Annotated in this window: 25 protein-coding genes, 1 tRNA gene and 1 pseudogene; 16 read left to right on the top strand and 11 right to left on the bottom strand. The window is 54.3% G+C overall.

Annotated elements, in window-relative coordinates; all coding sequences use genetic code 11:
* Nucleotides 1-19 precede the first annotated feature (19 nt).
* Together rraA and aceA are read left to right on the top strand one after the other, a co-directional pair.
* Complete coding sequence (gene rraA / locus HF327_RS02530; RefSeq protein ID WP_169106762.1) at nucleotides 20-547, top strand: ribonuclease E activity regulator RraA; 528 nt, start codon at nucleotides 20-22, stop codon at nucleotides 545-547.
* Between the two features lie 574 nt (nucleotides 548-1,121).
* Nucleotides 1,122-2,453: an isocitrate lyase gene (gene aceA / locus HF327_RS02525; RefSeq protein ID WP_169106761.1), complete on the top strand. Its 1,332-nt coding sequence runs from the start codon at nucleotides 1,122-1,124 to the stop codon at nucleotides 2,451-2,453.
* 260 nt (nucleotides 2,454-2,713) lie between these two features.
* On the opposite strand, the gene HF327_RS02520 is transcribed toward aceA, so the two are convergent.
* The 3 genes from HF327_RS02520 to HF327_RS02510 all read right to left on the bottom strand — a co-directional run bounded on the left by HF327_RS02520 (nucleotide 2,714) and on the right by HF327_RS02510 (nucleotide 5,082).
* A complete protein-coding gene (locus tag HF327_RS02520; protein WP_169106760.1) occupies nucleotides 2,714-3,061 on the bottom strand; it encodes an RNA recognition motif domain-containing protein in 348 nt (115 codons plus the stop codon).
* Between the two features lie 686 nt (nucleotides 3,062-3,747).
* The gene (locus HF327_RS02515) at nucleotides 3,748-4,221 is read right to left on the bottom strand and encodes a GNAT family N-acetyltransferase (RefSeq protein WP_169106758.1); all 474 of its coding nucleotides are present in this window, start codon (nucleotides 4,219-4,221) and stop codon (nucleotides 3,748-3,750) included.
* Between the two features lie 156 nt (nucleotides 4,222-4,377).
* Complete coding sequence (locus HF327_RS02510; RefSeq protein ID WP_169106757.1) at nucleotides 4,378-5,082, bottom strand: hypothetical protein; 705 nt, start codon at nucleotides 5,080-5,082, stop codon at nucleotides 4,378-4,380.
* A 253-nt stretch (nucleotides 5,083-5,335) separates the two neighbouring features.
* Here HF327_RS02510 and HF327_RS02505 point away from each other — a divergent pair, with 253 nt between their 5' ends.
* From HF327_RS02505 to HF327_RS02440, 14 genes and pseudogenes are all read left to right on the top strand, one after another.
* Nucleotides 5,336-5,686 carry a hypothetical protein gene (locus HF327_RS02505; protein WP_169106756.1) on the top strand — a complete coding sequence of 117 codons (351 nt, stop codon included), beginning with the start codon at nucleotides 5,336-5,338 and terminating at the stop codon, nucleotides 5,684-5,686.
* Between the two features lie 146 nt (nucleotides 5,687-5,832).
* The gene (locus HF327_RS02500; RefSeq protein WP_169106755.1) at nucleotides 5,833-6,309 is read left to right on the top strand and encodes a hypothetical protein; all 477 of its coding nucleotides are present in this window, start codon (nucleotides 5,833-5,835) and stop codon (nucleotides 6,307-6,309) included.
* A gap of 965 nt (nucleotides 6,310-7,274) precedes the next feature.
* Nucleotides 7,275-8,483, top strand: coding sequence for a DUF3631 domain-containing protein (locus tag HF327_RS02495; protein WP_169106754.1), 1,209 nt, complete (start codon nucleotides 7,275-7,277; stop codon nucleotides 8,481-8,483).
* A 181-nt stretch (nucleotides 8,484-8,664) separates the two neighbouring features.
* Nucleotides 8,665-9,930, top strand: coding sequence for a tyrosine-type recombinase/integrase (locus tag HF327_RS02490; protein WP_236024023.1), 1,266 nt, complete (start codon nucleotides 8,665-8,667; stop codon nucleotides 9,928-9,930).
* Nucleotides 9,931-10,180: 250 nt separating this feature from the next.
* A pseudogene (locus tag HF327_RS02485) lies at nucleotides 10,181-10,411 on the top strand (isocitrate lyase); the annotation flags it as partial.
* Between the two features lie 338 nt (nucleotides 10,412-10,749).
* Nucleotides 10,750-12,669, top strand: a complete 1,920-nt coding sequence (gene thrS / locus HF327_RS02480) for a threonine--tRNA ligase (protein WP_169106752.1) — start codon at nucleotides 10,750-10,752, stop codon at nucleotides 12,667-12,669.
* 81 nt (nucleotides 12,670-12,750) lie between these two features.
* A complete protein-coding gene (infC, locus tag HF327_RS02475) occupies nucleotides 12,751-13,383 on the top strand; it encodes a translation initiation factor IF-3 (RefSeq protein WP_169106751.1) in 633 nt (210 codons plus the stop codon).
* Between the two features lie 197 nt (nucleotides 13,384-13,580).
* Nucleotides 13,581-13,784, top strand: a complete 204-nt coding sequence (rpmI, locus tag HF327_RS02470) for a 50S ribosomal protein L35 (protein WP_169106750.1) — start codon at nucleotides 13,581-13,583, stop codon at nucleotides 13,782-13,784.
* 26 nt (nucleotides 13,785-13,810) lie between these two features.
* Nucleotides 13,811-14,170, top strand: coding sequence for a 50S ribosomal protein L20 (rplT, locus tag HF327_RS02465; RefSeq protein WP_099736470.1), 360 nt, complete (start codon nucleotides 13,811-13,813; stop codon nucleotides 14,168-14,170).
* 115 nt (nucleotides 14,171-14,285) lie between these two features.
* Nucleotides 14,286-15,338, top strand: coding sequence for a phenylalanine--tRNA ligase subunit alpha (pheS, locus tag HF327_RS02460; RefSeq protein WP_169106749.1), 1,053 nt, complete (start codon nucleotides 14,286-14,288; stop codon nucleotides 15,336-15,338).
* A gap of 165 nt (nucleotides 15,339-15,503) precedes the next feature.
* A complete protein-coding gene (gene pheT / locus HF327_RS02455; RefSeq protein ID WP_169106748.1) occupies nucleotides 15,504-17,957 on the top strand; it encodes a phenylalanine--tRNA ligase subunit beta in 2,454 nt (817 codons plus the stop codon).
* Between the two features lie 28 nt (nucleotides 17,958-17,985).
* The gene (locus HF327_RS02450; RefSeq protein WP_099736473.1) at nucleotides 17,986-18,312 is read left to right on the top strand and encodes an integration host factor subunit alpha; all 327 of its coding nucleotides are present in this window, start codon (nucleotides 17,986-17,988) and stop codon (nucleotides 18,310-18,312) included.
* Nucleotides 18,313-18,470: 158 nt separating this feature from the next.
* On the top strand, nucleotides 18,471-18,932 hold the full coding sequence (locus tag HF327_RS02445; protein WP_169106747.1) for a MerR family transcriptional regulator: 462 nt from the start codon (nucleotides 18,471-18,473) through the stop codon (nucleotides 18,930-18,932).
* Nucleotides 18,933-18,962: 30 nt separating this feature from the next.
* A tRNA-Pro gene (locus tag HF327_RS02440) sits at nucleotides 18,963-19,039 on the top strand.
* A gap of 166 nt (nucleotides 19,040-19,205) precedes the next feature.
* On the opposite strand, the gene HF327_RS02435 is transcribed toward HF327_RS02440, so the two are convergent.
* From HF327_RS02435 to HF327_RS02400, 8 genes are all read right to left on the bottom strand, one after another.
* Nucleotides 19,206-19,745 carry an NYN domain-containing protein gene (locus HF327_RS02435; protein ID WP_169106746.1) on the bottom strand — a complete coding sequence of 180 codons (540 nt, stop codon included), beginning with the start codon at nucleotides 19,743-19,745 and terminating at the stop codon, nucleotides 19,206-19,208.
* A 110-nt stretch (nucleotides 19,746-19,855) separates the two neighbouring features.
* Nucleotides 19,856-20,290, bottom strand: coding sequence for a helix-turn-helix domain-containing protein (locus HF327_RS02430; RefSeq protein ID WP_169106745.1), 435 nt, complete (start codon nucleotides 20,288-20,290; stop codon nucleotides 19,856-19,858).
* Nucleotides 20,291-20,432: 142 nt separating this feature from the next.
* Nucleotides 20,433-21,167: a hypothetical protein gene (locus tag HF327_RS02425; RefSeq protein ID WP_169106744.1), complete on the bottom strand. Its 735-nt coding sequence runs from the start codon at nucleotides 21,165-21,167 to the stop codon at nucleotides 20,433-20,435.
* Nucleotides 21,168-21,272: 105 nt separating this feature from the next.
* Complete coding sequence (locus tag HF327_RS02420) at nucleotides 21,273-22,547, bottom strand: hypothetical protein (protein WP_169106743.1); 1,275 nt, start codon at nucleotides 22,545-22,547, stop codon at nucleotides 21,273-21,275.
* A gap of 238 nt (nucleotides 22,548-22,785) precedes the next feature.
* Nucleotides 22,786-23,019 carry a helix-turn-helix transcriptional regulator gene (locus tag HF327_RS02415; RefSeq protein ID WP_198460390.1) on the bottom strand — a complete coding sequence of 78 codons (234 nt, stop codon included), beginning with the start codon at nucleotides 23,017-23,019 and terminating at the stop codon, nucleotides 22,786-22,788.
* 211 nt (nucleotides 23,020-23,230) lie between these two features.
* Nucleotides 23,231-24,649, bottom strand: coding sequence for a tyrosine-type recombinase/integrase (locus tag HF327_RS02410; RefSeq protein WP_169106742.1), 1,419 nt, complete (start codon nucleotides 24,647-24,649; stop codon nucleotides 23,231-23,233).
* A 515-nt stretch (nucleotides 24,650-25,164) separates the two neighbouring features.
* Nucleotides 25,165-25,629: a nuclear transport factor 2 family protein gene (locus HF327_RS02405; RefSeq protein WP_169106741.1), complete on the bottom strand. Its 465-nt coding sequence runs from the start codon at nucleotides 25,627-25,629 to the stop codon at nucleotides 25,165-25,167.
* A 17-nt stretch (nucleotides 25,630-25,646) separates the two neighbouring features.
* The gene (locus tag HF327_RS02400) at nucleotides 25,647-26,441 is read right to left on the bottom strand and encodes an SDR family oxidoreductase (protein ID WP_169106740.1); all 795 of its coding nucleotides are present in this window, start codon (nucleotides 26,439-26,441) and stop codon (nucleotides 25,647-25,649) included.
* Nucleotides 26,442-26,458: the final 17 nt, after the last annotated feature.

Raw genomic sequence — 26,458 nt, 5'->3', positions numbered from 1 at the left:
ATATCTCCCGGAGACCTTTATGAACGATTCCTCCTCACGCAGTTCTTTCAGCACCTGCGACTTGTGCGATACCCATATCAGCGATGACAGCGGAGACTTCCGCGTGCTCCCGCCCGTTTTCCACAGCTTTGGTGCGCACGTCAGTTTTGCGGGTGAAGTCAGCACTGTTCAGTGTCTGGATGACAACAGTCTGGTGCGCAGTGCTCTGGCTGAGCCGGGCCGGGGTCGTGTTCTGGTGGTGGATGGCGGCGGCTCGCTGCGCCGCGCGCTGGTGGGCGGCAATGTGGCGGCGTCAGCGGCCAAGAACGGCTGGGCGGGCGTGCTGGTCTACGGCTGCGTGCGGGATGTGGCCGAGCTGAATGCCACGGCAGTAGGGCTGTATGCGCTGGCGCTGAACCCTATGCCTACGGTGAAGCAGGGGCAGGGCCTGCGCGATGTGTATGTACAGATCGCCGGCCTGTGGGTACGCCCGGGCGACTGGCTGTATGCAGACGCGGATGGCATTGTGATCAGTCGCCGCAACTTGCTGGATCTCTCTTTAATTTGATAGCGGATAGCGCATTACTGAAAAGGGTTTGATGCGTATTTGGCTTAAAGAATCGCCACTCTGATCCCGGTTCAGTAATGCAATTCGGCTGGTGTGGTTGCCAGTTGCAATGTGTTTATCAATGCTGAGTTGGAGTGTTGCCAGGTCATGACACTGCTTTGGGTTTATGCGCAAACCCCGTGTGTCTTTGCCGCGTCACTCACCGCTGTTTAACTGCTTTTACCTCGGTATTTGCGTGCAAAAAATGAGCGCAGCAGCGTATGCGATGCGACTTTCTCCATACTTCGTTTGAAGGATGCGGCTGTTTTGAAGATTTCAACTTGTGGTTTTTCACGAAGCAAGAGTTGAATTTCTTATTATGAAATTTCATGATGTTGCAGTGCCGCAAATTTTCTCAATATGAGAAATTGATTTTCTTATTGTGAAATTAATAAATAAGTTATTGTTTTTATTTATAAAAATTTGTAGTCTTTTATAAGACATAAGAGTCGTTGCAAAAGCATTGAAGACGTAAAGTTGATTCCAAGGACGAACACCTAACCCTCTCGTTTAACCGCTAAGGAGTGACCTGACCATGCCCCAATCTCTGAACCAACAGCTCAGCCGTGAACAGCAAATTGCCGCCCTCGAAAAAGACTGGGCACAAAACACCCGCTGGAAGGGTGTGAAGCGCGGTTATTCCGCTGCTGACGTGGTTCGCCTGCGCGGCAGCCTGCAGCCAGAGCACACACTGGCCCAGCGCGGTGCTGAGGTGCTGTGGAACAAGATCAATGGCGATTCCAAGAAGGGCTACGTGAACGCCTTTGGCGCTATCTCTGCAGGTCAGGCCATGCAGCAGGCCAAAGCCGGCCTGGAAGCCGTGTATCTGTCGGGCTGGCAAGTTGCTGCTGACGGCAACACGTCTGAAACCATGTACCCCGACCAGTCGCTGTACGCCTACGACTCGGTGCCCACCATGGTGCGCCGCATCAACAACACCTTCAAGCGCGCTGACGAAATTCAGTGGGGCAAGGGCGTGAACCCCGGCGATAAGGAATTCATCGATTACTTTCTGCCCATCGTTGCCGATGCGGAAGCCGGTTTCGGCGGCGTGCTGAACGCCTTCGAGCTGATGAAGAACATGATTCAGGCTGGCGCAGCTGGCGTGCACTTTGAAGACCAGCTGGCTGCCGTGAAGAAGTGCGGTCACATGGGCGGCAAGGTGCTGGTGCCGACCCGTGAAGCCTGCGAAAAGCTGATTTCTGCTCGCTTTGCGGCTGATGTGATGGGTGTTCCCACCATTATTCTGGCTCGCACCGATGCAGAAGCTGCCAACCTGATCACCAGCAACCACGATGCCAACGATCAAGCCTTCCTGACCGGCGAGCGTACACAAGAGGGCTTCTACCGCGTCAAGAACGGTCTGGAGCAATCCATCAGCCGAGGTGTGGCTTATGCCCCTTACGCAGATCTGGTGTGGTGCGAAACCGGCGTGCCAGACATTGGCTTCGCCCGTGAGTTTGCGCAAGCCGTGCATGCTGCCAGCCCCGGCAAGCTGCTGAGCTACAACTGCTCGCCCTCGTTCAACTGGAAAAAGAACCTGAACGACAGCCAGATTGCTTCCTTCCAGGAAGACCTGTCTGCGCTGGGCTACAAGTTCCAGTTCATCACGCTGGCCGGTATCCACATCAACTGGTACAACAGCTTCCAGTTTGCCCATGCATACGCTAACGGCGAAGGCATGAAGCACTACGTGAACATGGTGCAAGAACCCGAGTTCGCAGCGCGTGACAAGGGCTACACCTTTGTGTCGCACCAGCAGGAAGTGGGCGCCGGTTACTTCGACGATGTGACCACCGTGATCCAGGGTGGCAGCTCTAGCGTGAAGGCGCTGACCGGCTCCACCGAAGAGGAGCAATTTCACTGATCGACAGTGAATCTGTCTAGGTATTGAAAAAAGTGGGTTACACGCCCGGGGCGAAAGTCTCGGGCGCTTTTTTCATTGCCGGGTAGAGGTTCTCGGTGGTGTTTAGCTTTGATAGCTAAAGACGCACTGGATCTGTTTGATGGCAGCAATCGACCCATTGCAGTCATCCAAAGGCTTGTTAATCCTGCTTAGCGATGCAAATTCCCAAGTACAAAAAACGCCCTCAATCGTAGGGCGTTTTTCTTGGGTGTGTAGCTAAATTAGTAGCTGTTACCACCGCCATAGCCATCATTGCCATAGCCAACATTAGGACGAGAGCTGGCACGATATTCGCGATTGCCACCAACTCCACGCCCTTCTTCGCGAGGTTTCGCAAGGTTGACGACGATTGAGCGTCCATCAACGGACATTCCATTCAGCCCAGTAATAGCTGCTTGAGCAGCATCAGCAGACGTCATTTCAACAAATGCAAAGCCTTTAGAGCGTCCGGTATCGCGATCCATCATAACTTTGGCTGAGGTAACGCTGCCGAACTCAGCAAAGTTGCTGTTCAGGCTGGAATCGTTCACGGAGTAAGGCAGGTTGCCAACGTAAATTTTGGTGCTCATGGAAGGAGCCTTTTCTATTTGTGACGAGCCAAGGGTTGGCGCATCGTTTGAATATGGCTGTGGGAGTGGGAGTCCGTAGCAACCGGATGAAGTTGAGTGCTTGCTTTCAGCTCAGCACGTTGAGGGCTGCATGGACGCATGCAGCCAGCCTTGCGTCACAGCATAGATTTTTGCTGCTTCGGTTGTGGCGAATGTTTTGTCAAAGCGAAAAACGCGGCAGTAGCTGCTGTTTTGCCTTGTGCGCTGAAGTGCGAAAGAAGCTTGAAAGTGACCGCAATGGGTCTTGTGGGATGAGGGCGTAACGAAGTACTTGCCCATAGCAATAGAAGACAGTGGAATCTAGTTCAGTCAGAGAGCAGGCCGAGTGACCTGCATGAGCTTTCGATAACTCTATTGGCTGCTGCTCGACAGCCAACGGTGCGAAAAATTTCGCGAAAATTGCATGTCAGAGTGATATTTGAGCTCTGACAGAGCGCTGCGAGAAGACTAGTTGAAGTTATTTCGCAACGACTCCCATTATAATGCTTTTATATAAAAAATACAACTTTTATTATTTTTTCACCTTAGCCTTCTTTGTTTGATGCTCTGTGTGTCGATGGCTACTGATCTAGCCTCGATAACTCCTGCTTGTCGATCGTCTGCTATTGGCCGCGTTCTGCCGGTCACAGGACTGCTCGAGCCGACGCTCATCCGCCACGCTGAAGCTCCTTGCGCATCAAGGAATTCTGGACGGTCACACCTCGAAGCACTGGTAGTCGTCGCTCGACGACCTTGAACCCGTGGAGAGCAAAGAACGGCTCGGCAGTCTTACTCACGTCCGACGTCAGCTCGTTCAGACCAAGCAACTTGGCCTCTTCATGGATACGAGCCATCAGCAGTGTGCCGATTCCCTGTCGCGGATGGGCGCCTGACACGAAGAAGTGGTCGACGTAGCCGTCTGGCTGAACGTCCGCATAGCCGACGATTTCGCCGCCAAGCTCAACCACGAAGGGTCGGATTTCTTGAACTTTGTTCGCCCATAGGTCCATGTCAAGGTCCGCCGGCGCCCATGCCTCGACTTGCTCAGGTGAGTAGTTGCGAGAGGCGACCTCATGGATGGCCGTGAAGTAAACACGGAACAACGCAGCTTCATCACCAAGCCTGAACCGACGAATCTCCATGAAGTCCTCAATACGCAAAAAAACTAACCACGAGTCTGTCACACCTAGCCCGAGACGCGAACGTCCGCACCTGGCCGTTTGCGGTAATTTCTTCGAGCTATCCATCACCGGTCCAGCGGTGAGCTTGTCGAGAGGGCGCACTGCTGGACTAGGTTCTCACTTCTTTTTGCGCAGACTTGCAATCACTCCAACCGTAGCGCCTACGGTTGCACCGACAGCAGATCCCACCAGTGGAATCGGGAGGGCAATTACAGCGCCAATCGCGGCTCCTGTTGCTGCGTCCTTGGCCAGGTTGGATGACGCGACCTCCGCTGCTATGGCCTTGACTGCTGAGGCAGCTTTTTCGGTCGCAATCTTCACATCTGCCTGATCGAGCTGTCCATCACCATTCTGATCGAGCAAAGTTGTACCAATCGTTGAAGCCGTGCGGGCTGCACTTGCGCCAACAGCCCCTGCAACACTGCCAGCAACGCGTGCTGCTTTACCGGCTACATGCGTCGCATCAACTACGTTTATTTTTACGGTAGCTAGTCCATTTTGCACACTAGAAGCAGCAGTGCGTGCAACCTGGCCAGTGGTGTTGGACGCTGCTGCAGCTAAGGATTTGCCTGATTCGCCCAGCATTACTGCTTTATCGCCCACTTTGTCGGCAACTGTTCGCACAGTCTTGCCCGCAGAGTGTGTTGCATCAGCTGCGTTTATTTTGGCCTTTGCTAGCCCACTCTGCAGGCTCGAGGACGCTGCGCGTGCCGCTTCCCCTGAGGTGTTTGAAGCAGCGACAACAAGAGATTTCCCGGCTTCGCTGAGTCGTTGTGCTGCATCTCCTGCAGTATCTGTGAGCTGTCGAAAACGTGTCTTCATACTGAGTCCTCCATTCGGAAGAATAGCAGCCAAATGCTGTAGATGGCATGCGAGTAATAAAAAATTTTATTTCTCGATTTTCGGATTTGATGAGTGTTTGTTATAAAAATAATGTCAAATATTTTGCATTTATTTGAGTAAATCGTTAGTTGATAATCTGTGAGCTTTTAAAGCTCATATCCGTTGCCTGCCTTGATTTTTCGAGGTGGGCTTTTTTTATTTCAGAAAGGAAATTATGCAAGTATATAGAGGTATGCTATCTGTTCGTGAAGCTCAGAGTGTATTTTCTAGTGCTGAACTGCGGAGGCTTGTTGGTAGGCGTATTAAGGAGCTAATTGACTATACGGATTTTGACGATCCAACAATTTTTCGAGTAATCGTTTTGGAGCCTACTAATGAGGTTGCTGCATTGAATGGTGTTCTTGGTTTTTCACTGTTTGAGAGGAGGTGCGATGTAATCGAGAGCCATGAAGAATGGTTTGAATTGACGCTGGTGCTCAGTGATGATGGTGTTGGAGTGATTATCTATATTCCAAAGAGTCTCAGTGTCGATCCAAGCCTGTTGAGCTATTGCCATACGCAGATGGAATTGCTTTCGTCATGAGTGCGTTATATTTTGAACGTAGGCCGCTGTATGAAGCGGCTTTTTTTTATTCATTCGTGCAGTTTGCATTATCTGAATGAGTAATTTCTTCCATCTTATTTGATAGATCGTTCGACCTATCGTTTTATTAAACTGCGAGGAAAATTATGAGTGAAGTTGAGAAAATCGAATCTGTGCCTCAGTGTGAACTGATTGGCAGCTTTCACACCGGAAAATGTGCGTCAATCTCAGGGCAAAGCACGCTGACCTATGAGATTGGAAAACATAGGGCAGAAGGCAGCTTGCATCTTCGAATCACCCGCAACACAGGTGGTGGGATGTGGTGCAAGGACTGGGCTTCGTTTGAGGCTATCGAAGCCATTGTCTTGGGGGCGCAGGAGCTCAAGGCAAAGAGCTTTCATTGTTTGCACCCTGGAAAGTCCATCAATACCGGCGGCTTCGTGCTGGCGGTGCTGAGGGACTTGGGGTTGATTCGACCCAGTGAGGCAAATACCCGGCTTCATGAGCATGTGCCTAAGACTACCTTGGAGTTTGTCCTGCAAAGCCCGCCAAAAGCAATGAGCAGCAATGATGCCTCTTCTGCGGCGGTGAAGTTGCATCGGAAGGCCAAGGGGCGAGTTTGACTCCGCGCATCCTGGCCGCCTTAGTCACTGTATTGGCTCTGGGAATGTGGTTCAACACCACCCGTCCTATGTCCATAGCTGCTGCCGCGATCTTGACCTTCATGTATCCGCAGTTGTTGATCTTGGTCCTGATCGGAGCCGGGGTCGCGCTCTGGCTGCGTTGCTTTCGTAAGTAGCCACGTCAGAGGCGTTGCCGCCACGCACCGTGCCCCGTTGCCAGCGGCCACAGGAGTGGGGCAGAGGGGCGCGCTGGGGGCGTGGCAGTAGGGGGGTGATGCCCGCCTCCTCGTGGTGTCACCTCGGGGGCAATCTGCCCATCCGCTGTGGTGCGGGCGTCCCAGCCCCTCCCGCGCCGCGCATCCGCCCCGTGGGGCCCCTGAGGGACTGGCGGATTCCGCCACATCTGCCACTCCGACACGCACGGGGCGATAGTTTTCAACACCGTTGCGGCGTTGCAGATGTTGCGGATGCCATCGGGCGGGACTGCGGTCGGTGATGAGAAGTTCATTTACAAAATCCAACTATTTTGTTTTTGTGGACATGTTCTGAGGGGTTTGCGTGGTTATGCGGCAGTCATTTTCAATGTAAAAGCACGCCGTGCTGGGTATGCCAATTCTTCAATGGTTGGTGTGCAAGCTTTTTTTCCTTTCAATATTTTTAAATTCCCATGTGGAAGGTTCTCTATCTAGGAAAGAAATTTTTTCCCAGTGAGAAGTGCGCCAAAGGTTATTTATTTTTATTTTCCTATTTAATGTATCTTCAGTAACGGTGTTTGTATTTTTCTTTTCTTTAAATAATCTTTGAATATATAGGTGTATAGAAAAATGGGGCTTGGTGAACATATCGCTTGTATGGCAAATTGAATGCATGTTTCGCTGTATGCACACGGCGAACCAGGGATTGGCCAATCCATCGCGCTGAATGAAATCGGCGAATCTATGTCAAAAATTTTAAGTCCCTGAGAAATGAAATCAAAACCTAAGAACTCATCATCTTCAATTATTTTAGATAGCCTGAGCTTGAACGATGTCGAGCCATATCCGAAGGAGGTTGATTGCCATTTATTAATGGAAGATGTGATCGCTGTTGTAAAAAATTATGTGGTGCTCTTGGAGCATGATGCCTTGGCTGTCGCACTCTGGGTAATCAATACGTGGTGTTATTCGAATTTTCAGCGTTGTCCGCTGCTTTTAATCAATGCGCCCGAGAGGGAGTGTGGAAAAACACAGCTTTTGAAGGTGGTGGAGAAGTTGGTGTTTCGTCCAATGGAAACTACAAATGTCACGTTAGCCGCTCTTTTTCGAGTGATTACAAACTATGCACCAACGCTGCTGATCGATGAGGCCGACACGTTTATGGATGGGAAGTCAGAGATGGCCGGCGTGGTTAATAAGGGCTATGAGAAAGGTGGATTTGTTTTGCGCGTGGAAACTGTCGGAAAGGAACTAGTAGAGCGAGCCTTCCCTGTCTATGGTCCTAAAGCAATGGCTGGAATCATGCTTGAGAGGCACTTGCCAGGTGCCACGATGAGTCGAGGTATTCAGATACCCCTGAAGCGTAAGACTAAAGATGACACTGTGCAGCGTTTGCGTGCAGCGGATCCGAAGGATTTCAAAAGCCTGCGTTCTCGGATTCTCAAATTCGTCCTTGAGAACAAAGATACTTTGTCAAAAGGTTGGGAGGATTTTCCGGAAGAGCTCAGTGATCGGCAGCAAGACAACTGGGAGCCATTGCTTGCAATTGCGCACTGCTTTGGTGAGGAGTGGTATCGCAGGGCATGCAAGGCTGCGTTGCAAAACAGCGGGGAAACAGCACCAATCCAGCCCCCTTCTAATCAACTGCTGGAGGATATACGCGAAGTCTTGTTTATCTATGAGGAGAAATACATTCCGTCGGCTGATTTGTTAACCAAGTTGCATGAGGATCCTGATATGGACTGGTGTACCTACAACCACGGGAAGCCCCTCTCGCCGCGCCAGTTGGCTAGGTTTATGGGGGCCTATGGAGTCAAGCCCAAGACTGTGCGAATGAAATCGAACTACACGCCGAAGGGATATGAGGTGCGAGATTTCGAGGATGCCTTTGCACGCTATCTGCCCGAGCGTGTGGTTGATCCGGTCTTGGAAAAGGTGACGCCGCCTCCTAGTTGGAAGTCGTCCAGCCCGAACTTCTAAGGCGATTTTTGGGGCACAACCTCATGGCGAGGTTGCTGCCTTTCTTTCTGTCGATGGCGAGAGGCAAGGGCGCTTGGTCCAAGGCATTTCTCCTAAGTCGATGATTTCCAACATCGTCACCCCGGCGGTGGCTGTCCCAGGCGGGTAGCCCCGCTTCTTTATTTCCCCCAATGTTTTGTGAATGTCCACGGTTATGTGGATGGGCATTCGTGCGCCCTTTACCCAGGTGCCTATCGCAATAGGCCTGTTTCTTTATTCCAACCCAACCATGAAAGGAGGGCGTATGCCCGTTGTCCAACTCAGCGCACATTTTGTGCGTAATGCGGTGTGTCCACCCGGGAAGGCGAAGGTGGACTATTACGATAGTGCTATTAAAGGATTCATTCTGGAAGTGCGATCCTCAGGAGGCAGAACTTTTTACCTGCGCTATCGAGATGTCCGGGGTAAGTTGCGTCAACACAAGATCGGTGACGCGACAGCGATTAGTTACGACAAGGCTCGGCAGAGAGCGATGCGATTGCGCTCTGAAGTGGAGCTTGGCGGCAATCCTTTGGAGGAGCGCAAGGCATTGCGTTCAGTCTTGACGCTGGCGGAGTTTATTCGTGACATCTACGTTCCCCACATTCAACTACACAGGAGAAATTTTCAATCGACGCTGAGCTTCATCAAGTGTCACGTCTTGCCGCGCTTTGGTGCAACGCATCTGGATGCAATCACGACCGATATGGTGACGGAGGCTCATCTCGATTTACGTGCCAAGGGCTACGCATTGGCACAAGCCAATAAGCTACCAATCTTGCTCAAAGTGATGTTCAACTTGGCAAAGAAGAATGGTCTTCCGGGAAGCCAGTGCAATCCCGCCAATGGGGTATCGCTATTCACTCCCAACAACGCAAAGGAGCGGTATCTGAGTTCGGCTGAAACCCAGCGTTTGCATGAGGCACTGTCCCGAAGTGATAACACTCAACTCAAAAGTATTGTCACCTTGTTGTTGCTGTTCGGATGCCGCAAGCGTGAGCTGCTGGATGCCGAGTGGGAGCACTTTGATCTGGAGCGGCGTAACTGGCGCATTCCACTGTCCAAGAGTGGCAAGGCTCGCAACATCCCTATCTCTGACAAAGCGCTGGAGGTGTTGAAAGGTCTGCCGCGCTGGAAGGGGTGTCTTTATGTAGTTCCTAACCCGGATACGAAGCTGCCATTTGGCAATCTGTTCTATCCATGGGACAAGGTGCGAAAAGAGGCGGGACTTGCTGACCTGCGCATGCATGATCTGCGCCATACATTTGCCAGCAATCTGGTGAACTCTGGGCAATCCATCTATGTCGTGAGCAAGCTTCTGGGCCACTCCCAGCTCAAGACGACGGCTCGATACAGTCACCTGGCTGATGAGACGTTGTTATCTGCTGTGGACGCAGCGGCCAAAGTGGTTGCCCCAAGCTGGAAGTAGGGTACCCAGTGCTGTCTAAAATTTAGGCACTCCAAGAGACGATCTGCTCGTGCCCACAACCCACCCGCAGCGTTTGGGTGGATCGTGGGGTGCAGGCGTCCCAGCGTCAGTGAGGCTATTGCGAAAAGGTGGCGAAACCCGCAAGAAGCGCACTTTGGAGGAGTGGGGGATGCGTGGGTGGGGACCGTTTTTAAAGGCGGAAAACTGAAAAAGTCTTTAAAAATCTGGTGCTTACGGTATGGCTAGAGGGTACAACAGCTTCCAGTTTGCCCACGCATACGCTAACGGCGAAGGCATGAAGCACTACGTGAACATGGTGCAGGAGCCCGAGTTTGCAGCGCGTGAAAAGGGTTACACGTTTGTGTCGCACCAGCAAGAAGTGGGTGCAGGCTACTTTGACGACGTGACCACTGTGATCCAGGGCGGCTCTTCCAGCGTGAAGGCGCTGACGGGCTCTACAGAAGAAGAGCAGTTCCACTGATCTGCTGCTGCTTTGGGTAGTGAACCTGCCCAAGTCGTGAAAATTTGAAAAAAGGGTTATGCGTTCGGGGCGAAAGTCCCGGACGCTTTTTTCATTGCCGGGTTAAAATGCCGCGACTTCAATTCACAAGGGCGAGAAAGGCATCAACGGTTATGACACCGCGAACTACATCGGAGATGTATTTCAGCTGCTGATGGCAGCTGGCGGTTCGCGCCTGCCCGAGATTTCTCGACACCTTCATCAAAGCGCGGACTGGTTCCGCGCTTTTTGCTTTCAGGTAACTCCAAAGCTTTGGCGCTGGCTTTCACCCACAAAAATTTGGTTTGACAAGGAATTTCATGATCAACATCACGCTCCCCGATGGCTCCAAGCGCGAGTATCCCGGCCCGGTCTCGGTGGCCGAGGTTGCTGCTTCGATTGGCTCGGGCCTGGCAAAGGCGGCTCTTGCTGGCAAGATCAATGGCAAGGTAGTGGATACCAGTTTTGTCATTGAAAACGACTCCCCTCTGTCCATCATTACCGCCAAGGATGCGGATGGCTTGGATGTGATCCGCCACTCCACCGCCCACTTGCTGGCTTATGCGGTCAAAGAGCTATTCCCCGATGCGCAGGTCACCATCGGCCCCGTGATTGAAAACGGCTTCTACTACGACTTCTCGTACAAGCGCCCCTTTACGCCTGAAGACTTGGTCGCTATCGAAAAGAAGATGACCGAGCTGGCTAACAAGGATGAGCCTGTGCAGCGCCGTGTGCTGCCACGCGATGAAGCGGTGGCGCATTTCAAGAACCAGGGCGAGAACTACAAGGCCGAGATCATTGCCAGCATCCCCAGCAATGAAGACGTGAGCCTGTACCGCGAAGGCGCTTTTGAAGATCTGTGCCGCGGCCCCCACGTGCCCAGCACTGGCAAGCTCAAGCACTTCAAGCTGATGAAGGTGGCTGGCGCTTACTGGCGCGGCGACCACCGCAATGAAATGCTGCAGCGCATTTACGGCACGGCCTGGGCGACCAAGGATGAGCTGAAGGATTATCTGTTTCGCTTGGAAGAAGCCGAAAAGCGCGACCACCGAAAGCTGGGCCGGGAGCTGGACCTGTTCCATATCGACGAGCATTCGCCGGGTACCGTTTTCTGGCACCCCAAGGGCTGGTCGGTCTGGCAGCAGGTCGAGCAGTACATGCGCAAGGTTTACCAGGACAACGGCTATCAGGAAGTGAAAGCTCCCCAGATTCTGGACAAGACTCTGTGGGAGAAGACCGGCCATTGGGACAAGTACCGCGAAAACATGTTCACGACCGATTCGGAAAAACGTGAATACGCGCTCAAGCCGATGAACTGCCCCGGTCACATCATCATCTTCAAGCAAGGCATCAAGAGCTACCGCGACCTGCCACTGCGCTTTGGTGAGTTTGGCAACTGCCACCGCAACGAGCCCACTGGTTCGCTGCACGGCATCATGCGCGTGCGTGCTTTTACGCAGGATGACGGCCACATCTTCTGTACTGAAGATCAGATTCAGGCTGAAGTGACGGCCTTTACAGCACTGCTGCAAAAGGTGTACGCAGACTTTGGTTTCACCAACATCCTGTATCGCCTGTCGACTCGCCCTGAAAAGCGCATCGGCAAAGATGAAGACTGGGACAAGGCTGAAAACGCTCTGGCCGAAGGCCTGCGTGCGTCGGGCTGCGAGTTTGAATATCTGCCGGGTGAGGGTGCTTTCTACGGTCCCAAGATCGAATACACCTTGAAGGATGCGCTGGGTCGTGAGTGGCAATGCGGCACGATTCAGGTTGACCCGAATTTGCCTGAGCGCCTTGATGCGGAATTTGTGGGTGAAGACGGTGACCGTCATCGCCCCATCATGCTGCACCGCGCCATTCTGGGATCGCTCGAGCGATTCATTGGCATTTTGATCGAGCACCACTCTGGCGCACTGCCTGCCTGGCTGGCTCCGGTGCAGGTTTCCGTACTCAATATTACGGACGCTCAGGCGGACTATGCGAAGGAAGTGGCGCAAAAGCTGCAAAAAGCATTGCCGAATCAAAGCCTTAGAGTAGTAACTGATCTGCGCAATGAAAAGATTACGTATAAAATACGTGAGCATTCCATGCAGAAGCTGCCTTACATCCTTGTCGCAGGCGATAAAGAGAAGGCAGCTGGTGCGGTTGCAGTGCGCGCCCGAGGTAACAAAGACCTCGGTGTGATGTCGGTCGATGCATTTATTGAATTGATCGCCCAAGACATCACGGCCAAAGCCTGAGGCAAATTAATTTTTGTGGCGGGTCGGTCTGCGTGCAATGCACGCTAGCCGGCTACGCTGTTGTAGCCATTTCAATCCAAGGTGAAAACCATAGCTACTGAATTTCGCGATCGGCGCCACCGTGAAGAGCGCAAGCATCGACTGAACCGAGAAATCATGGCGCCTGAAGTGCGTCTGTCTGGTCCTGAAAACGAGCCTCTGGGCATCGTATCGCTGCAAGAAGCGCTGCGTATGGCCGGTGAGCTGGACGTTGATCTGGTGGAAATCGCTGCAACAGCGGTTCCTCCCGTTTGCCGTTTGATGGACTACGGCAAGTTCAAGTATCAGGAACAGAAGAAGGCTGCTGAAGCTAAGGCCAAGCAGACCGTCATCGAAATCAAGGAAGTGAAATTCCGTCCTGGTACCGATGATGGCGACTACAACATCAAGCTGCGCAATATCCGCCGATTCCTGGCGGATGGTGACAAGTGCAAGATCACGCTGCGTTTCCGCGGTCGTGAAATCACGCATCAGCAGCTCGGTCTGAATCTGCTCAATCGTCTGCGTGATGATCTGGCTGACTCCATCCAGGTGGAACAATTCCCCAAGCTGGAAGGCCGTCAGATGATCATGATGATTGCTCCAGCTCGTACAGCAGGTAAAAAGCCCGCTCCAAGTGCAAAAGTTTCGGGCGATGGCGCTGCTGCAGCACCAGAGGCTGCAGATAAGGCATAATTGCCGTTTTGCTTTTCAGCAAGAGTGGGCTCTGCCCACTTTTGTTTTGTCAGGCAGACAAGAAAAGAATTTGCAGGCTTGCCTGCAAGACATTAGTGGGGTTTCGGCCTGACTGATGAACAAGTGCCTCGGAGGCTAGCGAAGTGCGTGCAGGTTGCACGCCGCCTTGCGAGCACAAATTCAATAGGAGCATTCACATGCCCAAAATGAAGACCAAGAGCAGCGCGAAGAAGCGTTTTCGCGTTCGTCCCGGTGGTACCGTCAAGCGCGGTCAAGCCTTCAAGCGTCACATCTTGACCAAGAAGACCACAAAGAACAAGCGTCACCTGCGTGGCATTGTTAGCGTGCATGAGTCCGATATGGGCTCTATCGCTAAGATGTTGCCCGGTATGGGCGTGTAATTCACTGACGAACTAGGAGAAAACTCATGCCTCGCGTCAAACGTGGTGTAACGGCCCGTGCCCGTCACAAAAAAGTTCTAGCCCTTGCTAAGGGTTTCCGCGGCCGCCGTGGTAACGTCTATCGCGTTGCCAAGCAAGCCGTAATGAAGGCTGGTCAGTATGCCTACCGTGACCGTCGCAACAAGAAGCGCGTGTTCCGCCAGCTGTGGATCGCCCGTATCAATGCTGCTGCACGTGAACTGGGTCTGACATACAGCCAATTCGCCAACGGTCTGAAGAAGGCTGCCATCGAAATCGACCGCAAGATGCTGTCCGATATCGCTGTGCACGACAAGGCTGCTTTCGCAGCTATCGTCGACCAAGTCAAAGCCAAGCTGGCTGCCTGAGGTCACGATCGGTAGTTGCTTTTAATTGAGTAGCTGCTGGCGCACAAACAGCAAGGGCTAGGGCTTGAAAAGGCACTAGCCCTTGTTTATTTTTAAGATTCGATAAAGAGTCGATATGAACGAGTTGGATTCTCTGGTCGAGAGCGCGCAACAGCTGTTTGCGCAGGCCCATACCCCCGCTGATCTGGAAAATGCTAAGGCGCAGTTTCTGGGTAAGTCGGGCAAGATGACTGAGCTCATGAAGGGCATGGCGCAGCTTTCCGTCGAAGAGAAAAAATCGCGCGGCGCTGCTATCAACGTAGCCAAGCAGGCAATTGAAGCGGCCCTGACCGCCCGTCGCCAGGCCCTGGCCGATGCCGAACTGCAAGCCCATCTGAAGGCCGAAGTGCTGGATGTGACGTTGCCCGGCCGCCGCCGCGGTGCTGGTGGTCTGCACCCCGTGTCCATCACGCTGGAGCGCATCGAGGGCATTTTTGGCTCCATGGGCTTTGATGTGGCCCAGGGTCCCGAGATCGAATCCGACTGGTTCAACTTCACGGCGCTGAACACGCCCGAAGACCATCCCGCGCGTTCCATGCACGACACCTTCTATGTGGAAGGCGGCACGGCACACGCCCCTAACTTGCTACGCACGCACACCAGCCCCATGCAGGTGCGCCACGCGGTTCAGCACGTCAAAAAATACCGCAATGCGCTTGATGCCGGCCAGTCCATGCCCGAAATCCGCGTCATTGCCCCCGGTCGCACTTACCGTGTGGACTCGGATGCGACCCACTCGCCTATGTTCCATCAGTGCGAAGGCCTGTGGATTGGCGAGAACGTGAGCTTCAAGGACCTGAAGGTCGTCTTCACTGACTTCTGCAAGACCTTCTTTGAATCGGACGATCTGGTGCTGCGTTTCCGCCCCAGTTTCTTCCCGTTCACCGAGCCTTCGGCTGAAATCGACATCCAGTTCCAGAGCGGCCCCCTGGCCGGCAAGTGGCTGGAAGTGGCGGGCTCCGGCCAGGTTCACCCCAACGTGGTGCGCAACATGGGGCTGGATCCTGAAAAATACATTGGCTTTGCCTTTGGCATGGGCCCCGACCGCCTGACCATGCTGCGTTATGGCGTGAACGACCTGCGCCTGTTCTTCGACGGCGACATCCGTTTCCTGTCGCAGTTTCAGTAATTGAAAAAGTGAGCTGCGAGCGTCTGTCTTTCAAGCACTTCAAGTAGTTTTGATACTGAAGTCTTTATATACCTAGCGCTTGCAGCTCATCTTTTGAAAGTACGCATGCCCAGCCAGTTGCAGACCGAAGCGGTGCAGCTGGCATGAACGCCAAAGAGTCTGACTATGCAATTTCCTGAATCCTGGTTGCGTGAATACTGCAATCCCAACCTGACCACCCAGCAGCTGGCCGATACTTTGACCATGGCCGGTCTGGAAGTCGAAGAGCTGGACCCTGTGGCTCCTCCTTTCACCGGCATCGTCGTTGGTGAAATCAAGGAAGCCGTGCAGCACCCCGACGCCGACCGTCTGCGCATCTGCCAGGTGGACGTGGGCGGCCCCGAGCTGCTGAACATCGTTTGCGGCGCACCCAATGCGCGCGTAGGTATTCGCATTCCCTGCGCCACCGTGGGCGCAGCACTGCCTCCCGGTGAAGACGGCAAGCCCTTCATGATCAAGGTGGGTAAGCTGCGCGGCGTGCAAAGCTTTGGCATGCTGTGCTCGGCCAAGGAGCTGGGCATTGACGACGACGCCAGCGGCCTGCTGGAGTTCCCTGCCGATGCGCCTCTGGGCCAGAACGTGCGCGAGTACCTGAATCTGGACGACACGCTGTTCACACTGAAGTTGACGCCTAACTTGGCGCACTGCCTGTCGGTCTACGGTGTGGCACGCGAGCTGTCGGCGCTGACCGGCACGCCCTTGAAGGCGCTGTCGTTCCCGCAGGCTGCCGTGGCTTTGCAGGACAAGCTGCCCGTGAAGATTGAAGCGACCGACCTGTGCGGCCGCTTCTCGGGTCGCATCGTACGCAATGTCAACACGCAGGTGAAGACGCCCCAGTGGATGGTCGACCGTCTGGCCCGCTGTGGCCAGCGCTCGGTGTCGCCCCTGGTGGACATCTCCAACTACGTGATGTTCGAGCTGGGTCGCCCCAGCCACATTTTCGATCTGGACAAGATCAGCGGTGGCCTGACGGTGCGCTGGGGTCAGCAGGGTGAAACGCTCAAGCTGCTCAACGGCAACACCATCAAGATCGACGACTTCATCAAGGTTGGCGTGATTGCCGATGACAAGGAAGTCGAATCGCTGGCCGGCATCATGGGTGGCGATGCGACTGCCGTGTCTGACGATACCCAAAACATCTACATCGAAGCCGCCTTCTGGTTCCCCAAGGCCATGGCTGGCCGTTCGCGCCACTTCAACTTCTCGACAGATGCGGGTCACCGCTTCGAGCGCGGCGTGGACCCCGAGTTCACCACCGAGCACATTGAGCGCATCACCGCGCTGGTGCTGGAAATCTGCGGCACGCCCGACACGCAAGTCGCGGCCATGGATGACCAAAAACCCAATATGCCCCAGCCAAAGCCCGTGCAACTGCGCGTGGCCCGCGCTGCCAAGGTGATCGGCATGGCCGTGACCCAGCAGCAGGTGCTGGATGCGCTGAACGGTCTGGGCCTGCCCGCCACCGTGGTCAGTGACGGTGTGGTTTCCGTGACTGCGCCGACGTTCCGCTTCGACATCAATCTGGAAGAAGATTTGATCGAAGAAGTGGCCCGCATGATTGGCTATGAAAACCTGCCGACCACCAAGCCACTGGCGCCCATCTCGCCCAAGCTGCGCGCTGAAAACCAGCGCAGCCCGTTTGGCGTGCGCCATGAACTGGCGGGTCTGGGCTATCAAGAAACCATCAACTTCAGCTTTGTGGAAGAAAAGTGGGAGCAAGAGCTGGCGGGTAATGCCAATGCCATCAAGCTGCTCAACCCCATTGCCAGCCATTTGAGCGTGATGCGCTCGTCGCTGCTGGGTTCCTTGCTGCAAGTTTTGAAGTTCAACGTCGACCGCAAGGCCCAGCGCGTACGCGTGTTTGAGCTGGGGCGCGTGTTCTTCAAGGACGACTCCGTGGTCGACTCCGACACCACCGTCAAGGGCTTTTACCAGCCCATGCGCGTGGCGGGTCTGGCCTACGGCGCTGCCGACCAGCTGCAGTGGGGCAGGGCAGAAGCCAAGGTGGATTTCTACGACGTCAAGGGCGATGTAGAAGCCTTGCTGGCACCGGCCAAGCCCGTGTTCGAGCCTGCTGAGCACCCTGCGATGCACCCCGGCCGCTGCGCCCGTGTGTTGCTGGATGGCAAGGAAATTGGCTTTGTTGGCGAACTCCACCCCAAGTGGCGCCAGGAATGGGATCTGCCTCAGGCACCTGTGATGTTTGAGCTGGAGCTCGATGCTGTGCTGGCCCGTAACGTGCCGGTGTTCAAGCCCGTGGCCAAGCACCAGGCTGTCGAGCGCGACATTGCCGTGGTGGTGAAAGAAGCCGTGACCCACACCCAGGTGATGGCCGCTGTGGAGCAAGGTGTGACGGGTGGCATTCTGCGCAATACCGTGCTGTTTGACGTGTTCCGCGCCAAGAAGCTCAAGGCGGGTGAAGAGGCTGCGCCGGGGGCGCTGGCTCAGGACGAAAAGAGCCTGGCCGTGCGCCTGACGCTGGGCAGCGATACTGCATCGCTGACCGATGCAGAAATCGACGCAGCCATGCAGGGTGCCATCGCCGCTTTGGTGGAGCGCGTTGCTGCGCGCCTGCGTTGATATGTTCAATCACCAAGGAGATCGACCTATGGAGCTAGCCGTAGAAAGCATCGACAGCCCTGCGCTGACCAAGGCGCAGCTGGCCGATCTGCTGTTTGATGAAATCGGGCTGAACAAGCGCGAAGCCAAGGATATGGTGGATGCGTTTTTCGACCTGATCTCGCAAAAGCTGGTGGAAGGTGAGGACGTCAAGCTCTCGGGCTTTGGCAACTTCCAGATCCGTACCAAGGCACCGCGCCCCGGCCGAAACCCCCGAACCGGGGAACTGATCCCCATTGCGGCACGCCGTGTGGTGACTTTTCATGCCAGCAGCAAGCTCAAAGAGCTGATTCAGGGTGAAAGCTCGGAGTTTTAAGCCATTGGCGTGATACCTGATGCCTTGCATGCCGGGGCATCGCACAATTGAAGAGCTGACAAGTCTTGTGCCACTAAGGGCGCAATGTCCTGTCAGCTCTTCGCGTTATATTGCATACCTTCCTGCTTCCAACTTCCACAGACTGCTTGCAACCAGCCATGGGTACCCATTTGCCAGCGATTCCCGCCAAGCGCTATTTCACCATTGGTGAAGTAGCCGATCTGTGCGACGTCAAGCCCCATGTTCTGCGTTACTGGGAACAGGAGTTTGTGCAACTCAAACCCATGAAACGTCGGGGTAACCGCCGCTACTACCAGCACCATGAAGTGCTGATGGTGCGTCGTATTCGAGAACTTCTTTATGAGCAAGGCTTTACCATCAGTGGTGCGCGAAACCGCCTGCGTGACTTGGTGGTAGGCCATGGCAGAGCGTTGTCAACAGACTCATTGCGCGTGCAAGAGATAGCCCAGCCTGCAAACACCATGTCTGCCGAGGTGCTGGCTCAAAGTCATTTGCTCGCAGAAATGCTGGAGCTGCGCACTTCTGAGTCCGCGAGTACGCTGGGCATTGAAGAAGTCAAAGAAGAGCTTTTGCAGATCCGAGCGCTGCTTTCCCTTTGATGGGCTGAATCTGTGTATAATCAGAGTCTTCGGAATGTAGCGCAGCCTGGTAGCGCACTTGCATGGGGTGCAAGGGGTCGCGAGTTCGAATCCCGCCATTCCGACCATAAAAGACAAGGACTTAGCTTCGCAAGGAGCTAAGTCCTTTTTCTTTTTTTGATTTGTGCCCAACAATGTGCCCAACACATTGATTTGGTAGGTCAGCAGAACACCCGCCCAAAGTTGATCCGGTAGGGGCTTGTTGGGTTTGGATGTGTCCTGCAACAATTACCTTCAACGTGCCAAGTGATCAAGATACGGATCGAGGTTCACAAACTTGGTCGCTGCACTTTTGAGGTCACGGGCTGCATGCCCCCAGAACACGACGTGAACGGGAATCCCGCGCTTCTTCAACTTCTCGATGGCTGGAACATAGTCCGCATCCCCGGAAACGAGTGTGATCTCGTCTTCCCCCACTTTTAGAATCTCGTATGAGTCTTCAATCATGGTTGCAACGATGTCAGTGTCAATCTTCTTCTCGTAACCTGCGATGTTTCGGTCATAGACGATAACTTCAAATCCTTGACGTTCTGCTGCCGTCCATAGCGAGTCATTCTTGGGTGGGCGAGACCCAAAAAGACCAGCCTTCTTGATGTTGGCTCGCTCGCCCCCTGCAAACGCGTACAGCTTGCCAAAGTCGATTGTCCAGTCATAGTCACAGATTTTTTGCTGGACTGCGGCCCAAACATTAGGGGCTTTACCACTGGCTGCTGCCGCAACGTGCATCCCTTCAATCCAAACATTTGAGTTATCGACATACAGTAAATTTGCCATTGATTCTCCACGGCGGTTAAAAAAGTTACATCTTACGGGGCAAGACGTACACCGAGAAGCAAAAAGCCCCATTGCTGGGGCGTGACCGGTGGGAGCGTGGTGGGTGCTGGCTACACATGCCGATCCCGCCAAGTCGAATGTGCTGGGGGTAGTCCTTCGGTCGCCATTACGTCTGCACAGATAGACCTGTTGAGGGCTTCGGCTTCCTCTTCTGGATCGGCAGGTATGCGGGCCAAAACCTCCTTCGCGCTCCACATGCGTGTGCTCGGGTTTGGAGAGTCGAGGCCATCCGTAAACACTCGCAAAGCCTTGCGGCGTAGGTGCTTGTGGAATGCGGCATCGTCCATGGAGCGCGAGTAGATTTCGCTCTCCAAGCGGTCATGGAATGTGGGGTCTTGCATCCATGCTGTGACTGTCTGGGGACTGGTGCCCGCAAACTCGGCTGCTGCGGCCTGAGTCATGCCTTCTGCCAGTGCTATCACGGCTTTTATCTGGCGATTTGACAAGAGTTTTTGCGGGGTGGGCTTGGAATAGTTGACGGCCATGGCTTCACCTTTGATCTGGGGACTTCAACCTGTGGAATAGCGTTCGCCCACGTTGGAATAACGCGGCTGTTTGTCAGGGCTGGTAGAGGTCAGGAGTAGGCGCGTATGGTGGTGTGGGTGATGCCTACCCCTGACATCTTGGTTATGCCTTGGGGCCCGCAGCGCTGAAGGCTCGGAAGGCGGTGTTCGTTGGGAGTGGTTTGTCTGTGCCTCCCAGAAGCTGTACACCCAGTTGAGCGCCATGGTTACGGAGGCTCCACGCATCACCAGCGCCACCACGTCCAACATGGTGTTGCTGGGTCGGTGCGATCTGGCTGAAGGCGCTACGCCCGGAATTGAACTGTTCTTGTGCGTCTTGTTTCTTGCTGCGGGCCAGGGCGTTGTCGATCTCGCCCCGCAGTTCCTTGAGGGTGACCGTATCGCGGGAGGGTGCGGGTTGCTTCGGGGTGTTGCTGGCACGGCGTGCCGGTGATGGTGTGGCGTGTAGTGGTTGATTCGGAGCAAGTCCTTGGTGCTGGCGTTCCTCTTGGGTTTGTGCCCGCTCCGACTGGCGTGGTGCCGATGGGCTTGCCGGTGAGGTAGCCCGATTTGTCTCAACGTGTTTTGCAACTGGTTGCACGGATGCTGCCTTCACCACGGTTTGCGGGGCTGGCTTACCACCTCGGAGGATCGCCGCGAATCCCATGCTGGTGGGTTTGGCCTGGACGGGCGCATCGCCCTTGAATACGTGGCGAAGCTGGGTCAGGTCTAGCATTTGACTTTCTCCTTGGGCAGATTTGAGGACGCGGAAGGGGATGCGATTGGCCCCGCGAGTAACCAAGCTGATGAAATTCACCTTCGCTTCTTTCATCTGGCGCATAGTCGTTTTCACTTTCACGTTGGCCTCGTTGGTGGAAGTTGATGATGAATTTCATTATATAAAATTGTTATAAAAAATTCAATCCATATATCGTTTGCAATTGATTGCCAGACGTTGGTTTGACTAACCATTGAGTTGGTGATCGCCCTTCAAGTGCTGGGCCAGAACCTCACCACTGAGGAAAAACGGCTTATCGTCTTCCTCGTCCTCTTCACCCTGTAAAACTGGTTTTGGTGGCGCTGCTTCAAACTTTGGCTTAGGCGGTGTGATCGGTGCTGGAGTATTGAAGCCTGCTGGTGTCTGTGGCTTCCCTGTGTCGTATGGGTTGATTTTTCGGATCAGGACTTCAGCACTCTTATGGTGAAGCTGTTCCAGACGATTTTTCAGCATCAACAAGAACTCCCGTGTTTTGGTCAGGCGAAGCTCAAGGTCGGAGATAAGAGGACTTTTCGGGTTAACTGTGTAGAAATACGTTAGCGAGCGTTCAATCTTTTCGGTCATGCTCTTGGTGTATTCGATCTGGAAGGTGATGTTCGATAACCAGGGCTTGGCCTGCTTCTCCCTCTCCCAGTCGATACCAAGGCCATCCATGAGCGGCTCGTCCTTGATGAGGTCGCCTGATTTCTGGGTGATGGCCGGAACCTTCAGCCGCTTCAGCAATTCATCGTGAATCGCTTCAGGCGTGGGAAATCTGGGCTTGCCGTCTTTGTCCGTGGCAGAGTTGATGCGGTAGCGCATCTGTTTGATGGAATCAGGGGAGTGAGGTTTACCGTGTTGGTTGAGTACACCCTGCTTGGCAAGCTCTGCCGATAACTGTGTGTCGGTGATGGCGATGTCGTTCCAGACGTTCTTGCGGTTGCGACGCTGGTTTGCAGCCTGTGTTGCTTTGTCTGCCCACCTCAGATTACCCGCCACATAGGGCTTGGTGGGGTCGATGCGGTCAATGGAGAGTTTGCCTGGATCGGGGTTCGGCCCCATGTGGTAGCAGATACCCGGCCACACCATGAACTCGGGCGAGGGCTCGCCCCATTGGGCAGTGTCTTCCGTTCGCTGCTTGCGCTTGTTGAACCACTCTGCCAGGGGCTTCAGGTGGGGAAGTGCTGAAGTCTTGAAGCTGTTGGCAGTGGCACCAGAGGCCAGCTTGATCTGCATGTCCAAGTACATGGTCAGGTAAGCAGGGTCAGTTCTGCACATTGCCTTGGCCTGGGAGGACATCTTTTCCGGGTGGGTAACGCCGTTACCAATGAGGAAGGAATCTTCCGGCGCGTTCCCCACGTCCATATTTTCTTGGTGGTGGGCTTTCTTACCCTTCTCTCTCACAGGAGAAGTAACGGTGCCGTTTTGACCTACTGATGCGCCCACAAGAAACGCTGTTTTTTGCGGTGTATGCGTGCTCATTTGATGCTTTCATGGATTCGGTTGGTCTCGATGTGCAGGTAACGCACCGTTCGTTTTGGGTAACGGTTTACGGTGCGTAAGGTGTCAAGTGACACCCACATATCGAGCCGCTGAGGAAGTTGTTCGGAGGTTCTGGGGAGACCACAATTCAGGGGCCGGGTTTGCTCGCCCGGCGTCCTTCATTTGTTGGAACGGATTGCCCCTCGGTCAGTAATGGTCGAGGGGATTTTTTTCGTCCCTACTTCACTGGCTTGGTGCCACCTGCATCAATCCATGCCTGGACACTGGAACGCTTCCAGCGAGGGCGACATCCGGCCATGGCGTCATGGCTCGGGAATGTCTTCATTCCAAGCCAGCGGTAAAAGGTGGGTCGGGAGATTTTTAGCCACCCCTGAATGTCTTGAGGGCCGAGAAGCACGTCAACATCAGCAGGAGGCGTGGGAGTGATCTTCTTGGTGGGCTTGGTGATCATTGCTTGAGTCCAGAGCGCGGAAACGAAAAAGCCATTGGAGGTACGCCAGCCAGTCCAAAGACTTATTGCTTAGCGTCACAATTCCAATGGCTTCTTTGAAGTCCATCCCTACACCCGTATCTTGTGCAGGTTAACGGCCCATGACTCTCTGCCCAATGGTGCAGGGCAGATGTGTTCATTATCTCACCGGCTCTAATCGAGCGTCAACGTGTCATGCAATCAATTTCTGAGGCAGCGTCACCACGTTGGACTGTTCGCCAGTCAGAACCCAGTCGAGATGCGCTCCCAGCTTGTCCCATGCGATCTGCTGCTCTTGGTATCGGCTGGCTGTTTGGTACACGGCAATCAGCGAGTTGGCCGGGGTGTGGTTCAGTGCCTTCTCGATGATGTCCACGGACACGCCAAGGTGGGCCATGATCGTGGCACCAGTGCGGCGGAGGTCGTGAGGCGTCCATTTGCCACCGGGTAGGGCAAGGGTGCCTGTGGCCTTCGTGCGGCCACTCATGGGGGTGTCACGTTCTTGGCGGTCGCCAAACTGCTTTGCCAGGGACTTCGGGCATACGTGATCTGCTGGTGTGCCGTCCTTGCGTGTGTTCCTGCCAGGAAGAACCCATTGGCTGTTGCCGGTCAGTGTGTGGAGTTCACGGAAGTGTCGGAGTGCAAAGGCGCTCAGGTGAATGTGGTGTGCCTTGCCGTTCTTGGTCTCAGGCAGGAACCACATGCCCTTGATCAAGTCCACGTCCTTCCACTGTGCCTTGGCGATTTCGCCCACGCGGGCCAGGGTGGACAACAGAATCCAAATGGTGAGTACGCTTTCACGTTGCAGGCGTGCTGATGGCAGGCGGTCACGGAGTTCTTGTAGTTCAGCTTCTGGCTTGGTGGTGGTAGGTGACACGTCCCAGAGAACGCGGTCGCGTGGGGTGGCCTTGCCGCCTACATGCTTGCGGCGCACATCCTCCAATGGGCTGGTGGTGATGTAGCCCATGACGCGGCACCAGTTGAAGAACTGGGTCATGTCGTTGAGCAGGCGGTTAGCCATGCGGAGCGCACCGCGTTCCTTTACGCTGTTCAGGACGTGGAGGCAATCGGTCTTGCTGACTGCCTGCACTGGCTTGGAGCCGATGGCGGGGAACACGTCCTTGGTGAAGGAGCGCATCAACTCCACACCATTATCAAAGCGCCCGGTTTCCTGTTCACCAGACACGCGCTTGGTCAACTCCACGGACTGCCACTTGAGGGCGAGGGCTTCCACGGTCTCGATCTCATGGATGCGTACTTGTTCGGCCTGAGCCTGCGCTTCCTGCACCTTGGACAGTTGCCGGGTTGCGTTGGGGTTGCGGCCTGCCTTGAGTTCGTCCTGTGCCCACTCATGGGTTTGTCGGATGTTCGCCAGAGAGTCCTTCGGCCAGGAACCTGCCGTGAAGTCCAACAGTTTCCCGCCGTGGCGAAAGCGCCAGCGGAACATGACGGAGGGTGATCCGTCCTTGCCGCGCCTGACTACTCCGTAGAGGCCCGCTTCAGACACGCGGGTGATGGCCGGATTCTTGATCGCTGCCTCAAGTTCCTTGTGCTGCCAGCGGTCGCCCTTGGGCTTTGCTGTGCTGGTGGTGGTGAGGGTGGTGTCGCTCATTGTTCGCCCCTTGTACGGTCTTCTGGTGGCCTTGTTGCACATCCTGTTGGGCTAGGGTACATTCGATTTGTGCCCAACAATGTGCCCAACAACTTCATGAGCTACAGTGTAACTGTTTGGTTCGAGTATGAGACAAAGAGAGAGCCTAACTATTTGACAAACAAAGATTATGTTGGTGTTTGTCGATATGTACTCAGTGAGGTGAAATGTATCATTCACCTAGATGGGGTGCAAGGGGTAGCGAGTTCGAATCCCGCCATTCCGACCAAATTAGATAAGGGTTCCTAGCTATTAAGTTAGGAACCCTTTTTCTATTGCAGTGATTCACTTTGAAATCGAGGTGACTTTTGGGGTCCAGTCAAAAGGACCTACTGTTGGGCAGCCAAGGTTTTGACATTGCTGTCCAACGTAGAGCGATGTTGCCTGCCAATCGCCCGGATAGCCCGGAGATGTCTACCTGCCTGGGGCGGTCCAATCTCCCGTGGAGCAGTCCAAGACCTCAATCCCAATGTCAGTTATGAGATATTCGCAACAGGTTGCGATGTGATACGACAACCACTGCTCAGAGGTTCAATCATTTCAAGCAGCCTCTTGTAGCCTGTACGTTGAATTCGCCATTGCCCAGAGACCTTGACATAGCAGTCCTCGTACAGAGCACTGCCGGTCAAAATGGTCTGTTCATCAAGGTTGATGAACAAGTCATTCAGGTACCAAATTCCAGTGGCTGAGTCGCCTTCTACCTTGATCTCAGGCGTGTGTCCGTTATGCATGCCAAAGCGCCGATGAGTGAACGCATTGCGGTAGAAGTCCATGGCTGCGTTGATGCCATTGATTTCGTACTGGTAAGTCGGGCTGTCGAAGCGAATATGCACATCGTTGCTCAGAACTGTTTGCAGCAGCTCCAGATTGCAGGTGTCAATGCCTCGAAAGTAGCGTGCTTTGAGCTGTTTGATCTCTTCGATGTCAAAAAGAGTTTGCATGATTTTTTCGCCTAGCCTCAGTGAGGCAGGTAGTGACCACCGCTGACATCAAGCTGAGCTCCCGTCACGACACGCGCATAGTCGCTGGCCAAATACAGTGCCGCGGAAGCGCAATCAGCATCATCGGGAATTTCGTTGCGCAGTGGGATCTGTTTGGCAATGACATTCACCAGCGATTCCATGGGGACGCCCTGGCGCTTGGACTCGGCCTGGAAGTAGCCTTTGACTGGCGCACCCCACATCCAGCCGTTGTAGGTGCTGTTGACACGTATGCCAAAGGGCCCCAAGTCTTCGGCCAGATACTGCACTGCTGTCTTGAGGGCACCCTTGGATACCGCGTAGCCTGCCTCCAATTGATTGGGACGGCGTGTCGCCATGGTGTTAATCATCACAATGCTGCCATCTTTTTGTTTCTTCATCTGTGGAACAACAGCCAGGGTCATATTCATGGAGCCATACAGGTTGACCTCCATGACCTTGCGCCAGTCATCCATGGATGAGTTGCTGGAAGAGCCCCAAGTGCCATGCGCATAGGCCGAGTTGATCAGTGCATCGATGCGGCCAAACTTTGCAACGGTCAGCTCAGCCAGTCTTTGGCATTGTTCGGGCAGCGAGATGTCCGTCGCGACTTTCAGTACTTCGCATTGGTGGCCGGCTTCACGGATGGCGATTTCCGTGTCATCCAGCATGGACTGGGTACGGGCTGCCAGCACTACCGCTTTGGCCTGGTATTCCGCTGCACGCAGCGCGAGCTTGATGCCCATGCCGGGGCCGATGCCGGAAATGATGACGACCTTGTTTTTTAAAAGCATGAGGGGGTCTCCTTTGG

The sequence above is a fragment of the Comamonas suwonensis genome (assembly GCF_012844455.2).
In the GTDB taxonomy this organism is placed as follows: Bacteria; Pseudomonadota; Gammaproteobacteria; order Burkholderiales; family Burkholderiaceae_C; genus Comamonas; species Comamonas suwonensis.
The sequence above is the reverse complement of the archived record's forward strand: the minus strand, read 5'-3'. Positions and strand labels throughout refer to the sequence as shown.